Raw genomic sequence first — 23,356 nt, forward strand, 5'->3', positions numbered from 1 at the left:
GAACCCAGACATTCTTTTTTTTCACACTCTTAACGGAGATAAACTTATCACTATGGATGGGGAAGACTTTTTTGGCGCCGCTTACAAAGGAAGCAAGCAGTTTACACAACAACAGGTGCGCAATGCAAATGCAACGGGCTTTGGTGCAGCTGCTGATGATTATGCCGAACGTGGTATTGATTTGAATGAACAACTCATTAAAAACAAACCCGCTACTTTCTTTTTTAAAATGAAAGGTGATGCGATGCAGCAAGCTGGCATTCTTGACGGTGATATTTTAATTGTTGACCGTTCGTTAAAACTAATGAATGGAAAAATTATTGTTGCTGTGCTGAATGGTGAATTGATTGTACGACGGTTTCATAAAAACTTTTCATCGGAATTTTTGATTGCCGAAAACGATCGATACAAAAACATTAACCTGGCGGAGTTTGATGATTTTAAAATGTGGGGAGTGGTAATACACAGTATTCATTCATTTGAGAAACTTGCTTAATGATAGTGGCAGTTCGATGAGCAACAACTAAAAGCATGAATATAACATCAACAATAAATCCAATACAAACAGGTCTGTTTGCACAGCATTCTGTAAATGCAGGCTATCGCAGCATGTACGCCATTGTTGATTGCAACAATTTTTATTGTTCCTGCGAACGCTTATTCAAACCACATCTCGATAACAAGCCTGTTGTTGTACTCAGCAACAATGATGGATGTATTATCAGTCGAAGTGATGAAGCAAAAGCGTTGGGTGTCGATATGGCCGGGCCCTATTTTATGGCGAAGCCATTGATCAAAAAACATGATGTGGCCGTGTTCAGCAGTAACTACAATTTGTATGGCGATTTAAGCATGCGGGTGATGGATACGTTACGGGCCATCATTGGGGAACAGAATGTGGAAGTATATTCAGTAGATGAAGCGTTTGTTGACCTCAGCATTTTTCCAACAGAAGATTTGGAACGTATTGCACGTGACATGCGTGAAACTGTCGAGCAATGGACGGGTATTAAAGTGTCCATTGGAGTTGCTCCAACAAAAGTGTTGGCCAAGTTGGCAAATCGTCTATCGAAGAAAAATAAAAAGGCAACAGATTGTGTGTTGGTGCTTGATACAGATGAAAAAATACGAACAAGTTTAGAACAAACTACCGTCAGCGACATTTGGGGTGTGGGCTATCAATATGCAAAGAAGTTAAAAGAACAATGGTTTATTGATGATGCAGTGCAATTAAGCAAAATGAGTGAAGAATTTGGCCGATTGCATTTAGGTGGTGTGGTGGGTGTTCGTTTAATACGTGAACTGAACGGCATTGCATCGAAAGATATGGAAGATGAACTCGTAACAAAAAAAATGATTGCCACCACACGCATGTTCGGTAGCCCGGTTGATAACATTCACGATATTAAAGAGGCCGTTGCTACCTATACATCAAGGGCTGCGGAAAAATTAAGAAGGCAACACAGTGCAGCCAGCATCATCAGCGTGTTTGTGGTTGCGAAAGGCGAAAACCACAACGTTACATTTAACCGTGGTATTACACACAGCAGGTATGCTACGTTGCCAACTGCTACATCGTTCACCAACGAATTAATTAAACCGGCTGTTGCATTGGTTGATAGTTTGTATAAAGAAGGTACATTCTACAAAAAAGCAGGTGTAATGCTTAGCGGATTAGTACCGGATGCATCTATTCAAGGCAATTTATTCGTGTCCGAAACAAAAAACAATGGGCGGCTGTTGATGGACATGATCGACAACATTAACTTCAGTCAGCGTGACGATGTGTTGAAGTTTGCAGCCAGCGGCACTTCAAGAGACTGGAAGATGCGGCAGGAATTACGCAGCCCACGTTATACTACCAGATGGGAAGAGTTATATGAGGTGAGGTAACCTAAAAATCTTTATCAAACAATCCTCTTTGTTTCGGCTTTGGTTTTTCAGTTACACCTCCTTCAATAAACTTTGGCTTCATTAAATTCAGCCCCATTTCTTTATTCATTTTGTCAACCAGGTAAACAGTTAATTCAGGTGATGTTGCTTCATCGTGCATGTGCATAAAGAAATAGGTTTCTTCCATGCCCTGCTGCATCCAATAATTCATACGCTCTACCCATGCGTCACATCGTGGAAAATCAGAAGGATGCAAACTGTTACCTACATAACGGATAAATACTTTTGGTACAGTTACGTGCATGTGTGCACAATCTCTGCGACCTGCAGTATCGGTGATAACAGCACCAATGTTCATTTGTTTTAACGTAGTGAAGAGTTCGTTACGAATGTCTTCTTTACCAAACCAATCAGGGTGACGAACTTCTAAAAAGAACTGCAGATCTTTTGGCAGCGAAGCCATATAATCAAACAATTCCTGTTTCCGCTTGGGCGAAAATGTATCACTCACCTGCACGAAGATGGGACCAAGATGTTCTTCAAAACCAACAATACCCCGAAAGAATTCATTGGTAAGAAAATCTTTGCCTGTCAAACTTCCACGATGCGTGACACCCTGGTACATCTTTGGGCAAAATTTAAAATCCATGCCCTTCGCTTTTTCGGCCCATTTGCGAATTCCTCCTTCACCATATAGTTTATAATGCGTTGCATTCAACTCGATGCTGTTATAATGCTGCACATAGTGCTGTAGAAAATTTCTCTCTTTTGTTTTCGGTGGATAGATTTTGCCCACCCATTCTGTTCGTCCCCATTTTGCACAGCCGAGATATACTTTCGCATCTTTAGTTGGCTTGCCATTCAACACGGTTTTGTTAAACGCAGGCTCAGCAGGCAATGAAAAATCAATGCTGTTCAATTCCTGTTCATCTACTCTTCCAAACTCCATAGATGCAATTTACTGGAACTCGTGCAGTAATTCAGCAACAAGAGCAGTCCATCCTGTTTGATGATTAGCGCCTAAGCCTTTACCGCTATCGCCATTAAAATATTCATAGAAGTTAATTAAATGTTCATTGCCCGGTTGTTTGTAAAACCAATTGTAATCTTCATAACACCTGCGATCGCCATTCGCATCAGCACTCATCATATTCACAATACGATTCGAAAGTTGCTTTGCCACATCCCGTAGGTTTAAATAGATTCCTGAGTCAGTTGGATATTCAACTTTCACACTATCACCATAAAAATCACCAAAGCTTTTTATTGCCTGGATGGTAAGGAAATTTAATGGCAACCATACCGGGCCACGCCAGTTACTATTGCCACCAAACATATCACTGGTGCTATCGCCGGGATCGTACTTGATTGAATATACATGCCCATCGATCTCTACTGAATAAGGATTATTTTCATGATCCTTTGACAGTGCCCTGATCCCACCTACCGATAAAAACTCTGCTTCATCCAACAAACGTGTAAGGATAGCCAGCAATCTTTCTCTTGGTACCAATGAAATCAATATTTCTTCGCTATCACTTTTTTCTTCATTGGGCCAAAAACGTCCCTTTGATTTCCTGTAATTCTCAAACCAGGAAATACGTTTTCTAAAATCACGAAGACGGGCTAAACTTCCTTTGTGAATTGTTGATACAGCAAACAAACTTGTTAAGCCTACAGCCGACTTTATGCGCAACGGCAAATGACTTCCATCATGCAAAATCAATACATCGTAATAAAATTTATCTTCTTCGTTCCATGTATGCTGCTCATTTAAGGCTTCGGCAATCAATACAAAATGTTCGAAGAATCGTGTAGCTGTATCTTCAAACGCATCATCATACATGGCTATTTCCAAAGCAATGTCCATCATGTTCAATGCATACATGCCCATCCACGCAGTGCCATCAGCTTGTTCTAATTGATGATTACCTGGAATATGATGAGAGCGATTAAATACACCAATATTATCAAGACCTAAGAATCCTCCCTGGAATAAATTATTTCCATTTTCATCTTTCCGGTTGATCCACCAAGTGAAATTGATAATGAGTTTTTGAAAAATGCGTTTCAGGAATTGTACATCGCCTTTACCTGTTCTTCGTTTTTCAATATTGTAAACATACCATGCTGCTGTAGCATGCACTGGTGGGTTAACGTCACCAAAATTCCATTCATATGCCGGTAGCTGTCCATCAGGTTTCATATACCACTCACGCATGATGAGTAATAACTGATGCTTTGCAAACACCGGATCGATAGCTGCCATAGCAATGCATTGAAACGCCAGATCCCATGCAGCATACCAGGGATACTCCCATTTATCGGGCATGGAAATAATATCTGCATTCTTTAAATGCGACCAGTCATGGTTTCGTCCGAATTTCTTTCCATTATTCACCGGTGTTATACCGTCGCTCTTATTGATCCATTGTTCTACATCAAACTCGTAAAACTGTTTGCTCCACAACAACCCCGCATACGCCTGACGTGAAATTCGCTTCTGATCTTCAGTAAGCGACGGAGAAATAACAGCGTTGTAAAATTCATCAGCTTCCTCTTTACGTTGATGAAACAAATGTTCAAAGCCTTCGTAAAATGGTTGATCCACGTATCCATCTACTAACCGCAAGTAAAGTGTTTTTGTTTCATGCCCTTTAAGCCGAAGATCATAAACGGGTGAACACTTAGTGCCGGATTTTCTTTCACGCAGTTTCTTTTTGTTTTTGTGTTTGATGAGTGCATCGTGAAATGCATCCTTCACAAAAATGGATGCGTTAGGAGTTCCATTAAATTTTTCTTTGTTAGTTTCATTTTCCGTAAACCAAAGATCATCTGCATCCGCAAAATAAAAATAATAATCGCCCAACCTGTTATGCCATGCATGCACAGCCTGTTGATTGACGTATTTCAGTATTGGTTTAATCTGCTTTTCATCGTTGCTCCATTTGTTCGAAAACCATAATGTGGGTAACACAGTAAGGTCGGCAGCACGGTGATATCGATTTGTAATATCAATTTTAATAAACAGATCATTACTACTTTGTTTTGCATAAGATACTTGCACATCGAAGTAATGATTATTACGAAAAACGGGTGTATCTAAAATTTCATACTCCGGTTCATGCCGGTTTCGCTTCCTGTTTTCTTCGTACAATTTTTTATAAGGAAAAGCGCTTTGCGGATACTTGTATAAATATTCCATGTAGTAATGCGATGGAACATTGTCGAGATAGTAATATAATTCCTTTACATCTTCGCCATGGTTACCGCTATAATTTCCCACACCAAATAATCGCTCTTTCAGAATAGAATCTTTACCATTCCACAATGCCACACCAAAACACAGGTTCTGAAAATAATCGGAGATACCAGCTAAGCCATCTTCACCCCATAAATAAGAACGATAGTGAGAATGCTCAAATGGAAAATAACCCCAGGCATCGCCGTGTTCACCATAATCTTCACGCACTGTACCCCATTGACGTTCGCTGAGGTAAGGACCCCAGCGTTCAAGTGGAACAGTTTTATTTGCATTATCTAAAAGTCGTTGTTGTTCTGCTGTCATACTTTTTATTTAACCGATGTTTTCAAACAGTACAGGATTTAGCAAAGCGGCAATATATTTTATTCTGCAGTTTCATAAATGCGAAAACTGCATTGCAAACGTTTCCTGTTGCAATCTTTTTTAATATGGAAGCAATAACAGAAGATTATTCAACGAATAACCGGAGTTGATTAAAGTTACAGGTATTTTTTATGCAGTTGATACAGCACTTTGGTTGCTTCGGGAGTCATACCCCTTGTCGTATCCATGAGGAAATGCCGCTTAAATCCAATGATTGCGGCCGATGAATCCTTTATATCATACCCTACAATGCGTATAGCTGTAAGATAGTCGAAATTTTCAGGCACCTGAACATTGCTGGTGTCGCTCCACCATAAACCAAATCCTTTTTCGCTCAACGTTTGCCAGGGGAAACGCCAGTTGGGATCATTTTTCCGTGTGGGCGCTATATCACCATGCCCGATAAAATTTGAAGCAGGAATATTGAATGATTTTTTTAACCGCTCCAATAATAAATTCAAACTGGTAAGTTGTCGTTCATCAAATGTTTCAAACCCGTTATTGTCTAATTCAATGCCAATACTGTTTGAATTAATGTCCGTTGAATTACCCCACCTGCTCACACCTGCATGATGTGCACGCAAATAATCGTTCAACATATGATGCACCGTTCCATCTTTGCAGATCACATAATGTGCGCTCACCTGTGTACGTGGCAGCGTGAATGTTTTCAGCGTTTGTTCACAACTGTTTTGGGCTGTATGATGAATGATAACAAAATTTGGCCTTCGCATGGACAAATTGGTAGTGCCTACAAAATACGGTGCGTTGTTCACCGAATCCTGTAAAGGATATTGCTGCAGCAATTTTGCAAATGCCTTTGTTTGCTTCTTGTACGATTTATTGGTTGTCTTATATGGATTGCTTGAGCAACCCATGGCAACTATTGTTATGTAAAGCCACAACAAGTTGAGTTTTCTCATAGCGGCAAGTTACGTATTTGGCCGAAATGCCATTTTTCTGCTCATCGTCATTGTTGCCGATGCCTGGCATCATTGAAAAAGGTTAAAGGAGTATCTACCTTGAATATGATATTTCTCACACACTAAAAATATGAACAATGAAAAAGTATTTCATCCTGCTCATTATGTTCATTGCTTTAGATTCAACTGCACAAAGCTGGATAAAACAATACGACTATGTAGATGAGTTTGCATTTGGTCTTGCGAAAGTGACCAAAGGCAGCAAATTCGGATATGCTAATGTAAAAGGAGAATTGGTGGTGCCATTGATCTATGATGAAGCAATGACATTTCGTGAAGGCAAGGCAACTGTACGTAAAGACAACAAATGGGGCTACATTGATTCAACAGGAAAAGAAGTAGAAGAATTTAAATACGAGGATGCCGGTTGTTTCCGTGATAGTTTAGCCGTTGTACGTTTACATGGCAAGTATGGATTTTTAAATCACAATTTTAAAGTAGTGATCCCATTTGAATATGAATCGGCCCGAGGTTTTTCTGAAGGACTGGCGCCGGTATCAAATAGCAAAGGACTTTGGGGCTACATTAACCGGAAAGGAAATCTTGTTTTTGAATATCAATACAACTTTGCTGATTTCTTTGTTGACGGACAGGCAAGAGTTATGAAGAATGGCACCCTGATCATGATCGATAAGAAAGGAAAAGAAATAAAAGAAAATGAGCAATGATAGTTTAAGGTGAAAGAAAGGCGCTCAATAGAGTGCCTTTCTTTTTATTACATGTTCCGGCGGTATTGCCCGCCTACTTCATATAATGAATGTGTTATTTGCCCGAGGGAACAATATTTTGCTGTTTCCATCAGTTGGGCAAAAATATTTCCGTTGCTTACAGCTACCTGTTTTAATTTTTTCAGTTCTTCATTGCAACGCTCTTCATTCCGTTTCCAAAACGCCTGCAGGTTACTGATCTGTTGTTCTTTTTCTTCGGTAGTACTTCTTATTACTTCACTGGGAATAGTTGTAGGACTTCCATTCTTATTAAGAAAAGTATTGACGCCTACAATTGGTAATTCACCAGTATGTTTTTGATGCTCGTAGTACAAACTCTCTTCCTGAATTTTATTGCGTTGATACATGCGTTCCATTGAACCCAACACACCACCACGTTCTGTAATGCGGTTGAATTCGTTCATCACTGCATCTTCAACCAGGTCTGTCAATTCTTCAATTAAGAATGCACCTTGATTCGGGTTTTCATTCTTAGCTGTACCAAGCTCACGGTTAATGATGAGTTGAATAGCCATTGCCCTTCGCACACTTTCTTCGGTTGGTGTAGTAATCGCTTCATCGTATGCATTTGTGTGGAGAGAATTACAGTTATCATAAATCGCATACAATGCCTGAAGTGTGGTGCGTATATCGTTGAAATCAATTTCCTGCGCATGCAAACTTCTTCCCGATGTTTGAATATGATACTTCAACATCTGGCTGCGTTTGTTGGCTTTGTATTTGTACTTCATCGATTTCGCCCAGATCTTTCTTGCCACACGACCAATTACACTGTACTCGGGATCCATACCATTGCTGAAGAAGAAAGAAAGATTCGGTGCAAAATCATCGATGTTCATTCCACGGCTTAAATAGTATTCTACATACGTAAACCCATTTGCCAATGTGAACGCTAATTGTGTAATAGGATTTGCACCCGCTTCTGCAATATGATAACCACTGATGCTGACGCTGTAAAAATTGCGAACGTTCTGTTCAATGAAATATTCCTGCACATCGCCCATCAGTTTTAATGCAAACTCAGTTGAGAAGATGCAGGTGTTTTGCGCCTGGTCTTCTTTTAAAATATCTGCCTGCACCGTTCCTCTTACCTGTTGCAATGCAGCTTGGCGACATTGTTCATAAGCATCGGCCGGCAATACTTCATCACCACTTAAACCAAGTAAACGTAAACCAAGTGCGTTGTTGCCTGCAGGCAATTCGCCGGGGAATGACGTGTTGTTGTAGGATGGTTTTGCGCCTTTGCCAAATTTCTTTTCGAAAGCAGCCTCAACTAATTGTTGTTGTCCATTCGCCTCTATCCATTTCTCACACTGTTGATCGATCGCTGTGTTCATAAAAAACGCAAGCAACATCGGAGCTGGCCCGTTAATGGTCATACTCACCGATGTTTTCGGATCGCAGAGATCAAAACCGCTGTAGAGTTTTTTTGCATCATCCACTGTTGCAATGCTTACACCGCTGTTACCCACTTTGCCATAAATGTCGGGACGATGGGCTGGATCTTCACCATACAACGTTACACTATCGAAGGCCGTTGATAAACGTTTCGCCGGTTGATCAAGCGATACATAGTGAAAGCGTCTGTTGGTACGCTCAGGACCACCTTCACCTGCAAACATTCTTGTAGGATCTTCACCTTCACGCTTTAATGGAAATACACCTGCTGTAAACGGAAAACTGCCCGGCACATTTTCCTGTGCCTGCCATCTTAATAAATCGCCCCAGTCTTTGTATTTCGGCAACACCACTTTCGGAATGCGTGAACCACTTAAGCTGGTGCTGAACAATGGTTGCTTGATGATTTTATCACGCACTTTGTATTCATAAAAATCCTGCTGATAGGCTTTTACTTTTTCAGGCCAGTGTGCTATTAATTTTTTTGCAACTGGAGTTTGCAATTCGGTAAGATGATGAATTTGTTTTTCAAGTTCTTCAACAACTGTCGAAGGAGCTTTAGCTGCTGTAAGCGTTTGAATTGCACCCTGCAACTGATAAATTTTTGAAGCAATTGCTGCCTGCTCTTCCACCAGTTGATTATAACCTTTAATGGCTTCAGCAATTTCGCTGAGATAACGCACACGTGCCGGAGGAATGATGAGTGATTTACTTACAGTGTCTTTATGTGTTACATGCTCAACAACGCTAAACTTAGTATTCGTTTTTGTTTCGATTGCATGAATGATTTTTTCAAACAGTTCATTCACACCTCCGTCATTAAACTGCGAAGCTATTGTTCCAACAATCGGCAATTCATCATCCTTCGCCATAAAGAGTTGATGATTGCGTTTGTATTGTTTACGCACATCAGCCAATGCATCTAATGCCCCTGCTTTATCAAATTTGTTGATAGCAATTACATCAGCATAATCGAGCATGTTGATTTTTTCGAGTTGTGATGCTGCCCCGTATTCCGGTGTCATCACATACAAACTCACATTGCAGTAATCGAGAATGGAAGCATCACTCTGCCCAACACCCGCACTTTCCAAAATAATAAAATCAAAGCTTGCTTCTTTGCATATGTCGATGGCTTCCTGCACATGTACACTTAAAGCTTTATCGCTTTCACGTGTGGCCAGGCTACGCATGTAAGCACGTGGACTGGAGATGGAGTTCATGCGAATACGATCGCCCAGCAATGCACCGCCTGTTTTTTTCTTGGAGGGATCAACAGAAATAACAGCAATCGTTTTCTCGGCAAATGCATTTAAATATCGACGAACAATTTCATCTGTTACGGAAGACTTACCGGCACCGCCTGTTCCGGTAATTCCTAATACTGGAATTTGGGTATTGGGTATTTGGAATTTGGAACTTCCGTTACCATTTTCTGCATTCGTGATTTTTCTTGCTACGGTTCTTACATCTTTCAGTTCACCCAAGGTCATTGCTGTTTTGTACTCACCTGTTCCGTTGAGTGACACATCACATTGCTTAATTACATCTTCAATCATTCCTTCGAGGCCCATGTGTCGCCCATCATCTGGCGAATAAATTCTGGTGATGCCATATTGATGAAGTTCTTCAATTTCATTTGGCAGAATAGTACCTCCGCCGCCACCAAAAATTTTAATATGGCCGCAACCGTTCTCTTCCAGCAGATCTTTCATGTATTTGAAAAACTCAACATGTCCGCCTTGATACGAAGTAATGGCAATACCTTGCGCATCTTCTTCAATGGCCGCTTCAACAATCTCAAGTACACTTCGGTTATGACCGAGGTGAATGATTTCAGCGCCTTTGCTTTGCATAATACGGCGCATAATGTTAATGGCGGCATCATGACCATCAAACAAACTGGCAGCGGTAACTATGCGAACTTTATTGGAAGGAGAATAACTCATAATTATTATTAAGGCTTCTTACTAACGGATGTTTGCAAAAGTAGTTAATCTCCTGCAAGGTAATTGGTAATAAAAAAATGCTCCCGATGTGGGAGCATTTTTTATTTTGAATTTACTTTATTAAACTCAGTAGCCCGGATTTTGTGCGAGATCTGGATTCACGTTTCTTTCCCGTAATGGAATTGGGAAAGTCATCTTATCTGAATTCCATGCATTACCGTCAACAGTTAATCTTAAACGTTTTGCATCCCACAAACCTTGACCTTCAAAAGCCAGTTCTAACTCTCTTTCATCTAATATTTGCTGTAACGTAGGTGCTGCAAGTAATGACAATCCGGCTCTCCCTCTGGTTTTGTGAAGATCCGTTTCTGGTGTTGCTCCTGTAGTGGTGCCTAAGCGCCTGTTACATTCTGCTCTTGTTAAGTATGCTTCAGCAAGACGCATCACTTTTACGTTCTTGTAAATATCTCTCCATTTTCCTACTCTCCATTCACCATATTCAAAGAAGAATAGGTTTCTGCGGAGATCATTAGCACTGTATTTATTGTAATGAGCCGCTGTTACTTCAATATCACCATCTCTTGCGCCGTAAGTATCGGTACTAAAAAAAGTAAAATTGCTGTTTGTACCTGCCTGATCAGTCACCTGCATTGCAAATAAATCTTCAGTAGTATTAGTTGAATTATTAAAAGCATTGCTGTAATTAGCTACAAGGGCAAATCCATTTGCTTCTGCAACAGTAATGCAACGATGAGCCGCATCTCTTGCTTCTGCAAATTTGTCTTGCTGTAAGTAAACCCTAGCAAGAGCTAATGATGCTGAAGGTTTATTTGCATAAAACCCATTCTTTGCAGGAAGATCAGCTTCTGCTTGTGTGAGATCAGTAATTATTTGCTGATACACTGCTTCAACTGTTGCTCTTGGGATCAAATATGCAGCATCCTGAGGGCGATTTGGTGGGCCTGGAACTGTAACAAGAGGAACGCCTTTTAGTGTAGAAGCATTACCAGCAAAATAAGGCTTTTCGCCAAAAAACTTAATCAGCTCAAAGTACGCCAACGCTCTTTGAAACTTTGCTTCGGCTGCAACTTTTGCCTGGTCTGCAGGCGCAACTACCGCCATGTTTGCCAAAATATTATTTGAATTAAAGATAACTCGGTATGCCTGAGAGTATGTTGCGGCAACGTTACTATTGCTTACAAGAATTGCCTTACTCCATATTTGCCTTGGTTCAGGAAAAGTACCAACCCAGTTCAAGTCACCGCCACTTGCCATTAATTCACTCATCCATAATGCATCTCCACCGAATAAGGCTGCTGCACCCATAGCTGCATAATTACCAATCAATACTTTTTTCACTTTATCGCCAGTAGAAAACGCATTTTCTGCTGTAATTGATTGCGGGTTGATAAGGTCAAGTTTTTTGTCGCATGCCGTCATGGAAACAATTCCCGACAGCGCTATAAATATTGATATTCTTTTCATGATAATCTTTTTGGGTTGATTAATTAGAGTCCTACAGTTAAGCCAAAAACAACACTTTTAATTTGTGGCGCTGCATAAAAGTCACTTCCCTGGTTAACATTACCCGCACGGTAGTCGGTATTTACTTCAGGATCCCATCCTGGATATTTTGTAAAGGTTAAGAGGTTGACGGCGCTTACGTAAATGCGAACGTTTGAAAGCCTTGCCTTGCTAAGAACATTTGCAGGCAGATTATAACCCAACGTAATATTTTTTAACCGCACATATGTAGCGTCATAAATATATCTTGTGCTCATGCTTGGACTATCGAAATCACCAAATCTGTTCAAACGTGCCTGAGGAACATTGGTAATATCACCAGGTTTTTGCCATCTTTTCAATTGGTCACGTGTTTGGTTATCAAACCAGTCCGCACTTGCACTCATAAATCCACCAGCACCATCCTGAACCTGGTTACCAAATACTCCTTGAAATAAGAAATTCAATTCAAGACCTTTCCATGTGATTGTATTGCTAATACCAGCGATCCAATCCGGATTAGGATCACCAATAATGAACTTACCAGCATCGCCAAAAACATTGGTTGTTGTTTTACCATCTTGTTCATAAAATAATGGATCGCCATTAGCAGGATCTACACCCGCATACTTAGCACCGTAAAACACACCAATCGGCTGACCAATAATTACCGCATTAGCGTAGCGAGCGTCGCTTGGTAGTATTTCTTTTTGTATTCCATCCAGTTTCAGCATCTTGTTTTTATTTCTCGCTGCGTTAAAGCTGGTTGTCCATTTAAAACTGCGTGTAACAACATTTGTGGAGTTGATTGAAAACTCGATACCCTTGTTACCCATTTCTCCGATGTTAGCTAATATTGAAGTTGTTCCCGAATTAGATGGCGTGGGCAGAGCTAACAACATATCAGTTGTCTTTTTATTATACCAGCTAAATTCACCACTTACACGATTGTTGAACAAACCAAATTCAAAACCCACATCAGTTGTTGCGACTTTTTCCCAACGAAGGTCATTGTTACCAAAATTAGTTATAGCTAAACCAGCTCCGGTAGTTCCGTATTTTACACTGCCGTATTGTGGTAACGATGCATAAAATCCGACCCCTGAGTTATTACCCACAATACCGTAACTCGCACGGAGCTTCAAGAAGCTAAGCCACTTGCTATTGCTTAAAAACTCTTCGTCGCTTATGATCCATCCGGCAGACACACTTGGGAACGTACCATACTTGTAGTTACTTCCAAAGCGTGAATCACCATCAATCCTTGCATTTAAACTAATCAAATACCTGTTATTAAAACTATAGTTTGCACGTGCAAAATAAGAAACCAGGTTGTTCATATCATGTGTAGTGCGGCCACCAGTAATGGTACTTGCCCCAGCCAATGTTTTAATGCTTTCGTCTGCAAAATTTTCACCTTCTACAAACGAATACTCATCGTAACGGTTCTCATAACTCATACCTAAAGTTGCGTCTACTTTGTGCTTGTCGTTTATGTTGGTCACATAGTTGAAGTAATTGTTAGTAGTCCAGCGTGTATTACGAAACCACTGTGCCCATGCAGCACCGCCAATACCTGCACCTCCATCTGTACGACTACCCCAGAAACGTTCGTCGCTCTGGTTCACCATATCGAGACCCAATTCATTACGAAGGGTAAGTCCTCTTGCAATTCTACTTTCGGCATAGATGTTTCCTTGATTTCTATAACCTCGTGCATTATTTTCTGCATCTTCCGTATCAATCAAACCATTGTAGTAAGTAGTAGTAGGAGTATTGTATAAAACACCTGCCTGATTTCTGAAAGGAGTTATTGGCGACATTGCCACTAACTGCATAGGAGTGTTGAAAGCGTTATCAGCAGAAAGTCTTTTCCTGTCTGTTTTAGTAAGGCTCATATTCAACCCCATCTTTAACCAATTGTTTAATTGATTATCCATGTTGAAACGCAAACTCATTCTTCTGAATTTATTCGCAATCAAAATACCATCCTGGTTGTTGATACCAGCACTGAAATAAAATTTGTTCTTATCAGTACCGCCTTGTGCACTTAATTCAATATTGCTTGTGCTTGCGTTATCGTTGAAAGCTGCATCTTCCCAATTGTTGTCTGTTTGTAATGTACGCCAATCACTGTACCCACTATACCGTGTAAAACGATTTTCTACATAAGTTGTCATATCTGCAATAGCTGCCGCTTCGCTTGCATAATTTCTCCAGTTACCAGCTCTGTTGTAATGATACTTTGCTGTATTGATGGCAGCCTCTTTAAACAATTCAATGTATTCGGCAGCATTTAAAAAACCTCTTTTGTTAGTTGGATTTTGAATACCATACTGTGTATTCAGCGTAAACTTTGTTTTACCTGCTTTACCTCTTTTGGTAGTAATAAGAATGACACCATTAGCTGCACGACTACCATAGATAGCGGCGGCTGATGCATCTTTCAAAATATCAAAAGATTCAACGTCGTTAAAGTTTATATCAGAAGACGCACTTCCGAAAACACCGCCAACCAGCGGAACCCCGTCTACGACATACAAAGGTTCATTGCTTCCATTGAGTGAACTTGCACCACGCACACGTATCTTAATACCTTCGCCGATCTTACCATTCTGTCCTTCAACAAACACACCTGCAGCCCTCCCTTGTAAGGTCTGAGACAAATCAGCTACTGGCATATTTTGAACCTCGCTTCCTTTCACTCGTGCAATAACGCTAGTTACATCTCTCTTTACCTGCGTACCGTAACCAGTAATTACAACTTCATTAAGGTTTTTTGAAGTTTGGCTAAGGGTAATGTTCGCAACATTGCCTTTTACATCAACTTCCTGGTCATCAAAACCGATACTTGAAAAAATTAGTGAGGTTAATCCTTTGGGCATGACGATGGTAAAAGTGCCGTCTGTGCCAGTGGATGTTCCCACATTGGAGCCTTTTACTTTTACTGATACTCCCGAAAGGGCGGTTCCGGTGGCATCAGTAACTTTCCCTGTTACTTGTTTCGTTTGAGCCAAGAGCTGACCCATCGACAATAGAAGAACTATTGTCATTCCTAGCAGTTTTCTCATTTTGCAGTTGTTTAGGTTTCGAAAATAATGGAAAAATTTTAACAAATCTTTTCCCGTTTAACAGACACTACAATTATAAAGCCTGCTGCATTTAAACTTAAGAAACATTTAATTAATCTGTTCAAGTGACAAAATAGGAAGCCGATAATGGATATTTGTCGAATTTTTACAATTTATCTTGTGAGCCATTAGTCCCTCCTGCTCAAATAAATTAGTATATACTGCACTAAAGTCACAATGGAAGCGATGGCCGCAACAACATAGGTAGTAGCTGCCCATTTCAAGGCGTCTTTTGCACCGGGATGCTCCTCAGCGGTGGTAGCATTCGTTCTTTCAAGCCAGGTCAGTGCCCTGTTGCTTGCATCAAATTCAACTGGTAGGGTGATCAGGGAAAATATGGTTGTGGCGGCAAATAACAAGATACCTATCAATAGCACCGTCGGGTTTCCACCTCCGAACCCTAAAATACCGACACCAATTGCTAATATCCATTGGGAAAGAGTGGTGCTGACCTGAACTATCGGCACAAGGCGGGAACGAAGCATAAGCCATTGATATGCAGTGGCATGCTGCACAGCGTGCCCAACTTCATGTGCTGACACTGCGGCTGACGCAATAGAACGCCCGCTGTATACGTCCGGGCTAAGATTCACAGTTTTATTAGCCGGATTATAGTGGTCGCTCAGGAAACCATCGACCGAAACAACTTGTACATCATAAATTCCGTTTTCCCGCAACATTTTTTCAGCCACTTCTTTGCCACTTAAACCGCTCATGAGAGGCTGCTGACTGTAGTGCTTAAACTTGGATTTTAACCTCATTTGCACTAAAAACCCGATGCCCATAAAAAGAAGAGAGATCAGTAAGATTCCTGGTGTCATATTCTGTTTAAAATTTAATAATACTTATGCATCAAATTCGTTTCCAGATTTTTTTTGCGCCATTTTTTTGCATTTAAAATAAAGCCCTAAGTCGTTTTGACAGAGGGAGTTACGTTTACATGTTGCCGTAAGCAAATAACAGCCTTAAAGTCAAAGCTGTTTTTGTTATAACAGATTGATTTTAAATAACTTAAAATAGATATATGCATCATGTCAGGGAGCTCTCTTTACTAACTCGATTGACGAGAATTTATGCACATCGGCCAAAAATAATTTTGTAATGTGGCGGCAATTTGTAATTTAGCAACAGAATTTAATGGGTTAGTAAGTACAAAGGGTTGGAAGAAATTCCAGCCCTTTTACTTTGTATAAACTTCTTGCTTTTTTCCTATTGTTTTTTCTCTTTTTTCTTTTTTTCCTGCATTTTTTTGCCTCACTCGTTTCAACCAAAATAAATTCTTAATGATCATTTTTTTTAATGCACTTTTATATGATTGATAATTGAACGCATGAGTAAAATAAAAACATCTTTTTTTTGTCAGAATTGTGGATACGAGTCAGCGAAGTGGATCGGAAAATGTCCGTCATGTAATGAATGGAATACGTTTGTTGAAGAATTAATAACAAAAGACAAAACCAATCCCCAAAAACAAAGTTGGAAAGAAACTGTCGGTAACGGCGAAATGAAAACTATTTCATTAAGCGAAGTAAAAAGCAGCGAAGAAAAAAGAATTGTTACTGAGGATGCAGAATTGAACCGTGTGCTTGGTGGCGGAATAGTTCCGGGAAGTATTGTATTAATTGCGGGTGAACCAGGCATTGGTAAATCAACCCTGTTTTTACAAATAGGTTTGCGTTTAAAAAATTGTGTTACGTTATATGTAAGTGGTGAGGAAAGTGAACAACAAATTAAAATGCGTGCCGACCGTTTGCAAATGAGAAACGAAGATTTTTATTTGCTTACCGAAACATCGACCAACACTATTTTTCAGGAAATAAAAAAACTGAAGCCGCAGGTAGTTATCATTGATTCAATTCAAACATTACAAACTCCCTTTATTGAAAGTGGGCCAGGTAGTATTTCACAAATACGTGAAACAGCTGCGGAACTTCAACGTTTTGCAAAAGAAACCAACACACCTGTATTTCTCATTGGCCATATTACCAAAGATGGCAACATTGCCGGACCAAAAATTCTTGAACATATGGTTGATACGGTGCTGCAGTTCGAAGGCGATCGCCATTATGCTTATCGCATTTTGCGTACTATGAAAAACCGGTTTGGATCAACATCAGAATTGGGTATTTATGAAATGACAGAAGCAGGCATGAGGCCTGTTGTAAATCCCAGTGAAATTCTTATCACACAAAAAGAAGATCAACTGAGTGGTATTGCTATTGCTGCAACAATGGAAGGGATGCGTCCTTTATTAATTGAGGTGCAGGCATTGGTAACACAAAGCGTATATGGTACACCCCAGCGAACAGTGACAGGTTTTGATCTGCGGCGTTTACAATTGCTATTAGCTGTACTTGAGAAACGTGGTGGCTTCCATTTCGGCATGAAGGATGTATTCTTAAATATCGCAGGAGGCTTGAAAGTTGAAGATCCTTCAATTGATCTTGCTGTATTGTGCTCCTTACTTTCAAGTTACGAAGATGTTCCCTTAAATCCGCAGATCTGTTTTGCGGGTGAAGTGGGCCTGAGTGGAGAAATAAGAGCTGTTAACAGAATTGATCAACGCATTGCTGAAGCTGAGAAACTTGGTTTTGAAAAAATAATCATCAGCAAGTACAATCTTGGCCAAAGGAAAGAGAATGAAAAAAAGCTGCTGCATAAATATAATATTGAGGTGATCACCATGAGTAAAGTAGAAGAGTTGTACCAATATTTGTTTCAATAGAAAGTTGCAAGCTATAAGCTTATCGCTTAAAGCAAAAACAAACTTCTTCGTTTCTATTTGCAAATTTTCCGGCTGTGTTCTATCTTACTTTCATGATTAACACCCGTAAACTTTTTAACGATTTTGTTCACCTGCTCTATCCGCATAATTGTGCTGGTTGCGCCAGTGATCTGTTGGAAAATGATCAGCCCATCTGTATTCACTGTTACAGCAATCTGCCTGAAACTAATTATGCCGCATTGTCCGGCAATCCCATCGAAAAAATATTTTATGGGCGTTTGAAGGTTAAAGAAGCTACAACAGGTTATTACTTCAGCAAAAGTTCGGTTCTGCAACGATTAATCCATCAACTAAAATACAATGGCAATACCGACGTTGGTCACCAACTGGGTCAATGGCTGGGATTACAACTGCAGAAAAGTAATCGCTTCAACCAAATTGATGCCTTGATCCCTCTACCTCTTTATCCATCAAAAGAAAAGAAGCGTGGCTATAACCAGGCGACAATATTATGTGAAGGAATCAGTGAAGTAATGAACATCCCCGTCCTTGACAACATAGTTTTACGCAAACGATATACAGATACTCAAACAAAAAAAGGCCGTACCGAGCGTTTGAAAAATGTCGATGGAAGTTTTGAACTAAGTGATTCTTCAGCTCTTCAGAACAAACATGTATTACTGGTTGATGATGTTATTACTACCGGTGCCACACTCGAGGCTTGCGGACTGGTTATAAAAGAAGCAAAAGATGTAGAGCTTAGTATTGCCACGCTAGCCTGGTCGAGTGACGATTAAACAGAAAACAAGTTTAACAGCCCTGCTATAACATCTTTACAGTTTGGATGCTTATTTTTACAATTGTGAGAAACTACTTCCCCATACTGCTTATTCTTTCCTTTGCCATGATGATTGGCTGCAAAAAAGAATCGTTTACGAACAGCAGCGAAGCAAAACTGATGATCGGTAACGACAGTTTACAGTTCGATACTGTGTTCACAACGGCTGGATCTGTTACACAGTACTTTCTAATTAAAAATGAAAACAAGCAAAAGGTCAATATCAGCAATGTGCAACTAATGGGCGGCACATCTTCGGCTTTTAAAATAAATGTTGACGGTAGCGAAGGAACACAGTTCCACAACATTGAAATTGCAGGAAACGACAGTATGTATGTGTTTGTGCGTGTGAACATAAATCCCAATGCAAATAACCAGCCTTTTGTTATTCGTGACAGTATAAAAATTCAGTGGAACGGTAATACTTCTTTTAAACAATTGGAAGCGTGGGGACAAAACGCCAATTATATCCGCAGCACTATTTTCCAGGGAAATATCAATTGGACAAAAGATAAACCATATGTAATTCTTGGTGGAATGATTATAGATACAAATTCAGTACTAACTATTCAACCGGGAACAAGAGTTTATTTAAATGCAGATGCGCCATTTATTGTTGACGGCACGCTCATCATCAACGGTACAAAATCTGACAGCGTTGTTTTTCGTAGCAATCGCTTGGATGAGCCGTATCGTGATTATCCCGGTGCATGGCCCGGCATTTATTTCCGTGGTAGCAGTATCAATAATCAACTCAAGTATACCTATGTAACAAATGCCTACCAAGGCCTTGTGGTTGAAAAAGTTGCTTCTAATGCAAATCCTAAACTTACATTGAACAACTGCGTGCTCGATAATGTTTATGATATCGGTTTATTGGCTGTAAACAGTAGTGTTGTTGCCAACAACTGTCTTATCAGCAACTGCGGAACTAATATTGCACTGATTTATGGTGGCAATTATCAATTTAATCATTGCACCGTCGTTTCGTTTTCAAATTCATTTGTGCAACATAAGAACCCCGCAGTGAGCGCAACAAATTTTGTAAAACAAAATAACACGGTATATACGTCGCCGCTTACCGCTTCATTCACCAATAGTATTGTTTGGGGTGATGAGGGATTTGTTGACAACGAAATTGTGGTGCAGAAAGAAGGTACAGCAGCAGTAAATGTTACGTTGAACAATGTTTTATTCAGGACCAAGGTTGATCCTTTAAATACAAGTTTCAATAATGTGTTGAAGAATACAAATCCCGCATTTGACAGCGTAGATGTGATCCGTCGTATTTATGATTTCAGGTTAAAGGCGGGCTCCCCAGCCATTAATAAAGGTATGATCACGCCGTTAACCACGGATTTTAATGGGCTGTCGAGGGTTGGTTTGCCTGACCTCGGGTGCTATGAAAAGCAATAACATCCTAAAATTTGATGGAAGGAAGATCAAATCCACGGATTCGCATGATCTTTGAACATTCATTCAGAAATCCTGTTATTTACTAAACAATTAATTTTTATGATACGTTTACTTCTTGCCCTTGTGGTATTTGTTTCGTTTGCTTTTACGATCACTGAGAAAAAAGCAGTTAGCGCTTCTCCAACGGTTTACAATTTTAAAGTAGAAGGCCTTGAAGGTGGTGTGATCGATTTTTCAAAATACAAAGGAAAAAAGATCCTGATTGTGAATACTGCATCTAAGTGCGGATACACAAAACAATACACCGAACTGGAAGAGTTGTATAAAAAATATCAAGACAAATTAGTGGTAATTGGTTTCCCGGCGAACAATTTTGGCGGACAGGAACCGGGAACAAATGCAGAGATCAAAGAATTCTGCACCGGCACCTACAATGTTACATTTCCAATGGCAGCAAAGATCAGTGTAAAAGGTGATGATATGCACCCCCTCTACCAATGGCTTACTAGCAAAGAAAAAAATGGCGTGCTTGATGCCGAAGTAAAATGGAACTTCAACAAATTTTTACTCAACGAAAAAGGTGAGCTTGTTGCGTACTTTCCAAGTAAGGTAACGCCAATGAGTGAAGAGATTACCAGTAAGTTGTAACAAGACAACAATGTATTTTCAGAAAGCAGGAGCGATACTCCTGCTTTTTTCTTTTCGGCAAATCCTATCTTCGCCCAATGCAATTCTCTCACATTATTGGACAGCAGCCTGTGATTCAGCAACTGCAGGAAATGGTGGATCATAACCGCCTCAGCCATGCATTGCTGTTCATTGGAAAGGAAGGCAGTGGAGCATTGCCGCTTGCACTTGCTTTTAGTTCTTATGTAGTAATGCAAAGCGAAAAAAATAAACCTGTTGCAACCACAGCTGGTTTATTTGGTGATGAACCAGTGGCGGCACCTGCAAGTCATGGTGCTGAATTAGCTGAACAATATATTCACCCCGATATTCATTATAGTTATCCCGTTATTCCAAGAAAGAGTGGCGATAAACCTGTGAGTACCGATTACATTACTGAATGGCGTGAGTTCATTAAACAATATCCGTATGGTAATGTGTATGATTGGTTGCAATTTATTGGTGCCGAAAATAAACAGGGCAATATTACAGCCGCAGAATGTGCAGACATTATCCGCAAGCTTAATCTTAAAAGTTTTGAAAGTGAATACAAGATTCTTTTATTGTGGATGCCTGAGTATCTTGGCAACGAAGGAAACAAACTGTTGAAACTGATCGAGGAGCCCCCTCCTAACACCCTATTTATATTAGTAGCCGAAAACGAAAGTCTTGTTTTACCAACCATATTAAGTCGCTGCCAAACAGTTCGCATTCCGCCAATTGGTTTAAAAGATACTGCAACTGCCTTAGTGCAACGTAGTAAACTCAGCGAAGAACAAGCCATGCAAATTGCTGGTGTAAGTGAGGGCAATTACCGTGAAGCGTTACAACTTATTCAACATGCGGAAGAAGACTGGCAACAGTTATTAAGAGAATGGCTGAATGCAGTTTTAAAAACCGGCCCGGTTGCACAAGTAAAGTGGGTGGATGTTGCCAGTGCACTTGGTCGTGAAAAGCAAAAACAGTTCCTCCGTTACTTTACACATTTGCTTGAGCAAAGCATTCGCCTGCGAACGATGGGTGAAGAACATTTGCCCCTTACCGGCGCTGAAAAAGATTTTGCGATACGTTTAAATAAATTATGCGATATCAGTCAGCAGCAAGCCATCACGCAATTACTTGATGAAGCTGCATATCACATTGAGCGTAATGCAAACGCAAAAATGTTGTTCATGGCGCTAACCATTAAGCTTTATCACATCGTCGCAAATAAAACGGTGATAGAAATGAGTTAAGGTTCTTTCACACAGCTTGCACCAAGTTTTTAAACACCCTGCGCATTGCCCCCTTTAAACTCAACAGGTGTGTTTCTGCAAAACTTTATTACGGCCTGAAAATTGTTTATTTTTATCCATCTCAATGAAAATCATGAAAACAATCCTCTCCATTATCCTTACTCTCCTATTCTTTTCGGGTTCGGCACAATCCTATTTCTATATTAAAGGAAAAGTAATTGACGATAGTACAAGATTGCCATTAGAAGGTGCATCTGTGCTTTGTCAAAACACCACCAAAGGAACCATTACGAATAAAGAAGGTGAATTCAGGATGGAGTTGCCGGCAGGTGGTCATAACCTCGTTGTTACGTATACTGGTTACGAAACTGAAAGTGTACGTATCAGTTCTTCACAAGACAACAGCAACGAACTCAATATCATTTTAAAGAAAAAAGAAAAGAAACTGGAAGAAGTAGTTATACAGGCCAGTACAGAAGTAAAAGATGGCTGGACCAAATACGGAAAACAGCTCTCAGATTATTTTATCGGAAGTACACCTTTTGCAAAGCAATGCAACATTGAAAATCCTGCTGCTCTCAAATTTTATTTTTCCCGCAAACGAAATGTATTAAAAGTGAAAGCTGAAGAGCCAATTGTTGTCATGAATTATGCATTGGGTTACCGCATCAGCTACCAGCTCGATTCATTTATTTATGACTACAACAGCAAGTTCAGTTCTTATGCAGGCGTAGCTTTTTATGCAGAGCTTGATTCCACAGCTGAACAAAAAAATGTCTGGTTGAAGAACCGGGAGAAAGCTTATTTGGGTTCAAGATTGCATTTTATGCGTTGTTATTACGACAGCACTCTGGCTGATAACGGATTTGTAATAGAGCATGTTTACAACGACACCATCACCGCAAAACCGAAGATCCGCACCGTAGAAAATCCATACGACTCTGCCGTATATGTTTTAATAGATAGTGTTGATAGAGAAATCAATCTCTTTGGGAAATACAGGATCGTGTACACGTTGCAGCCAATGGAAAAAGAATACCTGGTTGCTAACAAATATCCACTAAGTGCAAAAGAACAACTCTCCACATTGGAATTGCTCAATGGATTTGTGATAACAGAAAATGGTTTCTTTTATGAACAACACGAAGTGATCAACAGTGGTTACTGGGCATGGAAAAATTTAGCTGATCAGTTACCGTATGATTATTGGCCGGAAGATTAACAGACAGTTCTAAGTTCTGAGCTTTTGAGTTGGGTAGAAAA

Annotated in this window: 16 protein-coding genes; 9 read left to right on the plus strand and 7 right to left on the minus strand. The window is 40.0% G+C overall.

Annotated elements, in window-relative coordinates:
• Positions 1-52 precede the first annotated feature (52 nt).
• Positions 53-496: a LexA family protein gene (locus ACO1QW_RS18305; protein WP_486260824.1), complete on the plus strand. Its 444-nt coding sequence runs from the start codon at positions 53-55 to the stop codon at positions 494-496.
• Between the two features lie 35 nt (positions 497-531).
• Complete coding sequence (locus tag ACO1QW_RS18310) at positions 532-1,893, plus strand: Y-family DNA polymerase (protein WP_486260825.1); 1,362 nt, start codon at positions 532-534, stop codon at positions 1,891-1,893.
• A gap of 1 nt (position 1,894) precedes the next feature.
• Here the strand turns inward: ACO1QW_RS18310 and ACO1QW_RS18315 are convergent, their stop codons facing one another.
• From ACO1QW_RS18315 to ACO1QW_RS18325, 3 genes are all read right to left on the minus strand, one after another.
• Positions 1,895-2,842 (minus strand): DUF72 domain-containing protein, encoded by a 948-nt coding sequence (locus tag ACO1QW_RS18315; protein ID WP_486260826.1) that lies wholly within the window; start codon positions 2,840-2,842, stop codon positions 1,895-1,897.
• A 9-nt stretch (positions 2,843-2,851) separates the two neighbouring features.
• Entirely contained in the window at positions 2,852-5,461 is a 2,610-nt protein-coding gene (locus tag ACO1QW_RS18320; protein ID WP_486260827.1) for an MGH1-like glycoside hydrolase domain-containing protein, read from the minus strand.
• A gap of 176 nt (positions 5,462-5,637) precedes the next feature.
• Positions 5,638-6,444 carry an N-acetylmuramoyl-L-alanine amidase gene (locus ACO1QW_RS18325; protein WP_486260828.1) on the minus strand — a complete coding sequence of 269 codons (807 nt, stop codon included), beginning with the start codon at positions 6,442-6,444 and terminating at the stop codon, positions 5,638-5,640.
• 137 nt (positions 6,445-6,581) lie between these two features.
• Between ACO1QW_RS18325 and ACO1QW_RS18330 the strand changes: the two genes are divergently transcribed.
• Positions 6,582-7,172: a WG repeat-containing protein gene (locus ACO1QW_RS18330; protein WP_486260829.1), complete on the plus strand. Its 591-nt coding sequence runs from the start codon at positions 6,582-6,584 to the stop codon at positions 7,170-7,172.
• 47 nt (positions 7,173-7,219) lie between these two features.
• Here the strand turns inward: ACO1QW_RS18330 and ACO1QW_RS18335 are convergent, their stop codons facing one another.
• The 4 genes from ACO1QW_RS18335 to ACO1QW_RS18350 form a co-directional block, all read right to left on the minus strand.
• Entirely contained in the window at positions 7,220-10,579 is a 3,360-nt protein-coding gene (locus tag ACO1QW_RS18335; RefSeq protein WP_486260830.1) for a methylmalonyl-CoA mutase family protein, read from the minus strand.
• A gap of 126 nt (positions 10,580-10,705) precedes the next feature.
• Positions 10,706-12,064, minus strand: a complete 1,359-nt coding sequence (locus ACO1QW_RS18340) for a RagB/SusD family nutrient uptake outer membrane protein (RefSeq protein ID WP_486260831.1) — start codon at positions 12,062-12,064, stop codon at positions 10,706-10,708.
• 23 nt (positions 12,065-12,087) lie between these two features.
• Positions 12,088-15,153, minus strand: a complete 3,066-nt coding sequence (locus tag ACO1QW_RS18345) for a SusC/RagA family TonB-linked outer membrane protein (RefSeq protein WP_486260832.1) — start codon at positions 15,151-15,153, stop codon at positions 12,088-12,090.
• A gap of 188 nt (positions 15,154-15,341) precedes the next feature.
• Complete coding sequence (locus tag ACO1QW_RS18350; protein WP_486260833.1) at positions 15,342-16,034, minus strand: zinc metallopeptidase; 693 nt, start codon at positions 16,032-16,034, stop codon at positions 15,342-15,344.
• A 509-nt stretch (positions 16,035-16,543) separates the two neighbouring features.
• Between ACO1QW_RS18350 and radA the strand changes: the two genes are divergently transcribed.
• The 6 genes from radA (at position 16,544) to ACO1QW_RS18380 (ending at position 23,315) form a co-directional block, all read left to right on the plus strand.
• Positions 16,544-17,938: a DNA repair protein RadA gene (gene radA / locus ACO1QW_RS18355; protein WP_486260834.1), complete on the plus strand. Its 1,395-nt coding sequence runs from the start codon at positions 16,544-16,546 to the stop codon at positions 17,936-17,938.
• 92 nt (positions 17,939-18,030) lie between these two features.
• A complete protein-coding gene (locus ACO1QW_RS18360) occupies positions 18,031-18,735 on the plus strand; it encodes a ComF family protein (protein ID WP_486260835.1) in 705 nt (234 codons plus the stop codon).
• 65 nt (positions 18,736-18,800) lie between these two features.
• Positions 18,801-20,192 (plus strand): choice-of-anchor Q domain-containing protein, encoded by a 1,392-nt coding sequence (locus ACO1QW_RS18365; RefSeq protein ID WP_486260836.1) that lies wholly within the window; start codon positions 18,801-18,803, stop codon positions 20,190-20,192.
• A 99-nt stretch (positions 20,193-20,291) separates the two neighbouring features.
• Positions 20,292-20,840: a glutathione peroxidase gene (locus ACO1QW_RS18370; RefSeq protein WP_486260837.1), complete on the plus strand. Its 549-nt coding sequence runs from the start codon at positions 20,292-20,294 to the stop codon at positions 20,838-20,840.
• Positions 20,841-20,917: 77 nt separating this feature from the next.
• A complete protein-coding gene (locus tag ACO1QW_RS18375; RefSeq protein WP_486260838.1) occupies positions 20,918-22,093 on the plus strand; it encodes a DNA polymerase III subunit in 1,176 nt (391 codons plus the stop codon).
• A 133-nt stretch (positions 22,094-22,226) separates the two neighbouring features.
• Positions 22,227-23,315 carry a carboxypeptidase-like regulatory domain-containing protein gene (locus ACO1QW_RS18380; RefSeq protein WP_486260839.1) on the plus strand — a complete coding sequence of 363 codons (1,089 nt, stop codon included), beginning with the start codon at positions 22,227-22,229 and terminating at the stop codon, positions 23,313-23,315.
• The last annotated feature ends 41 nt before the right edge of the window (positions 23,316-23,356 follow it).

Source organism: Lacibacter sp., from assembly GCF_057361365.1.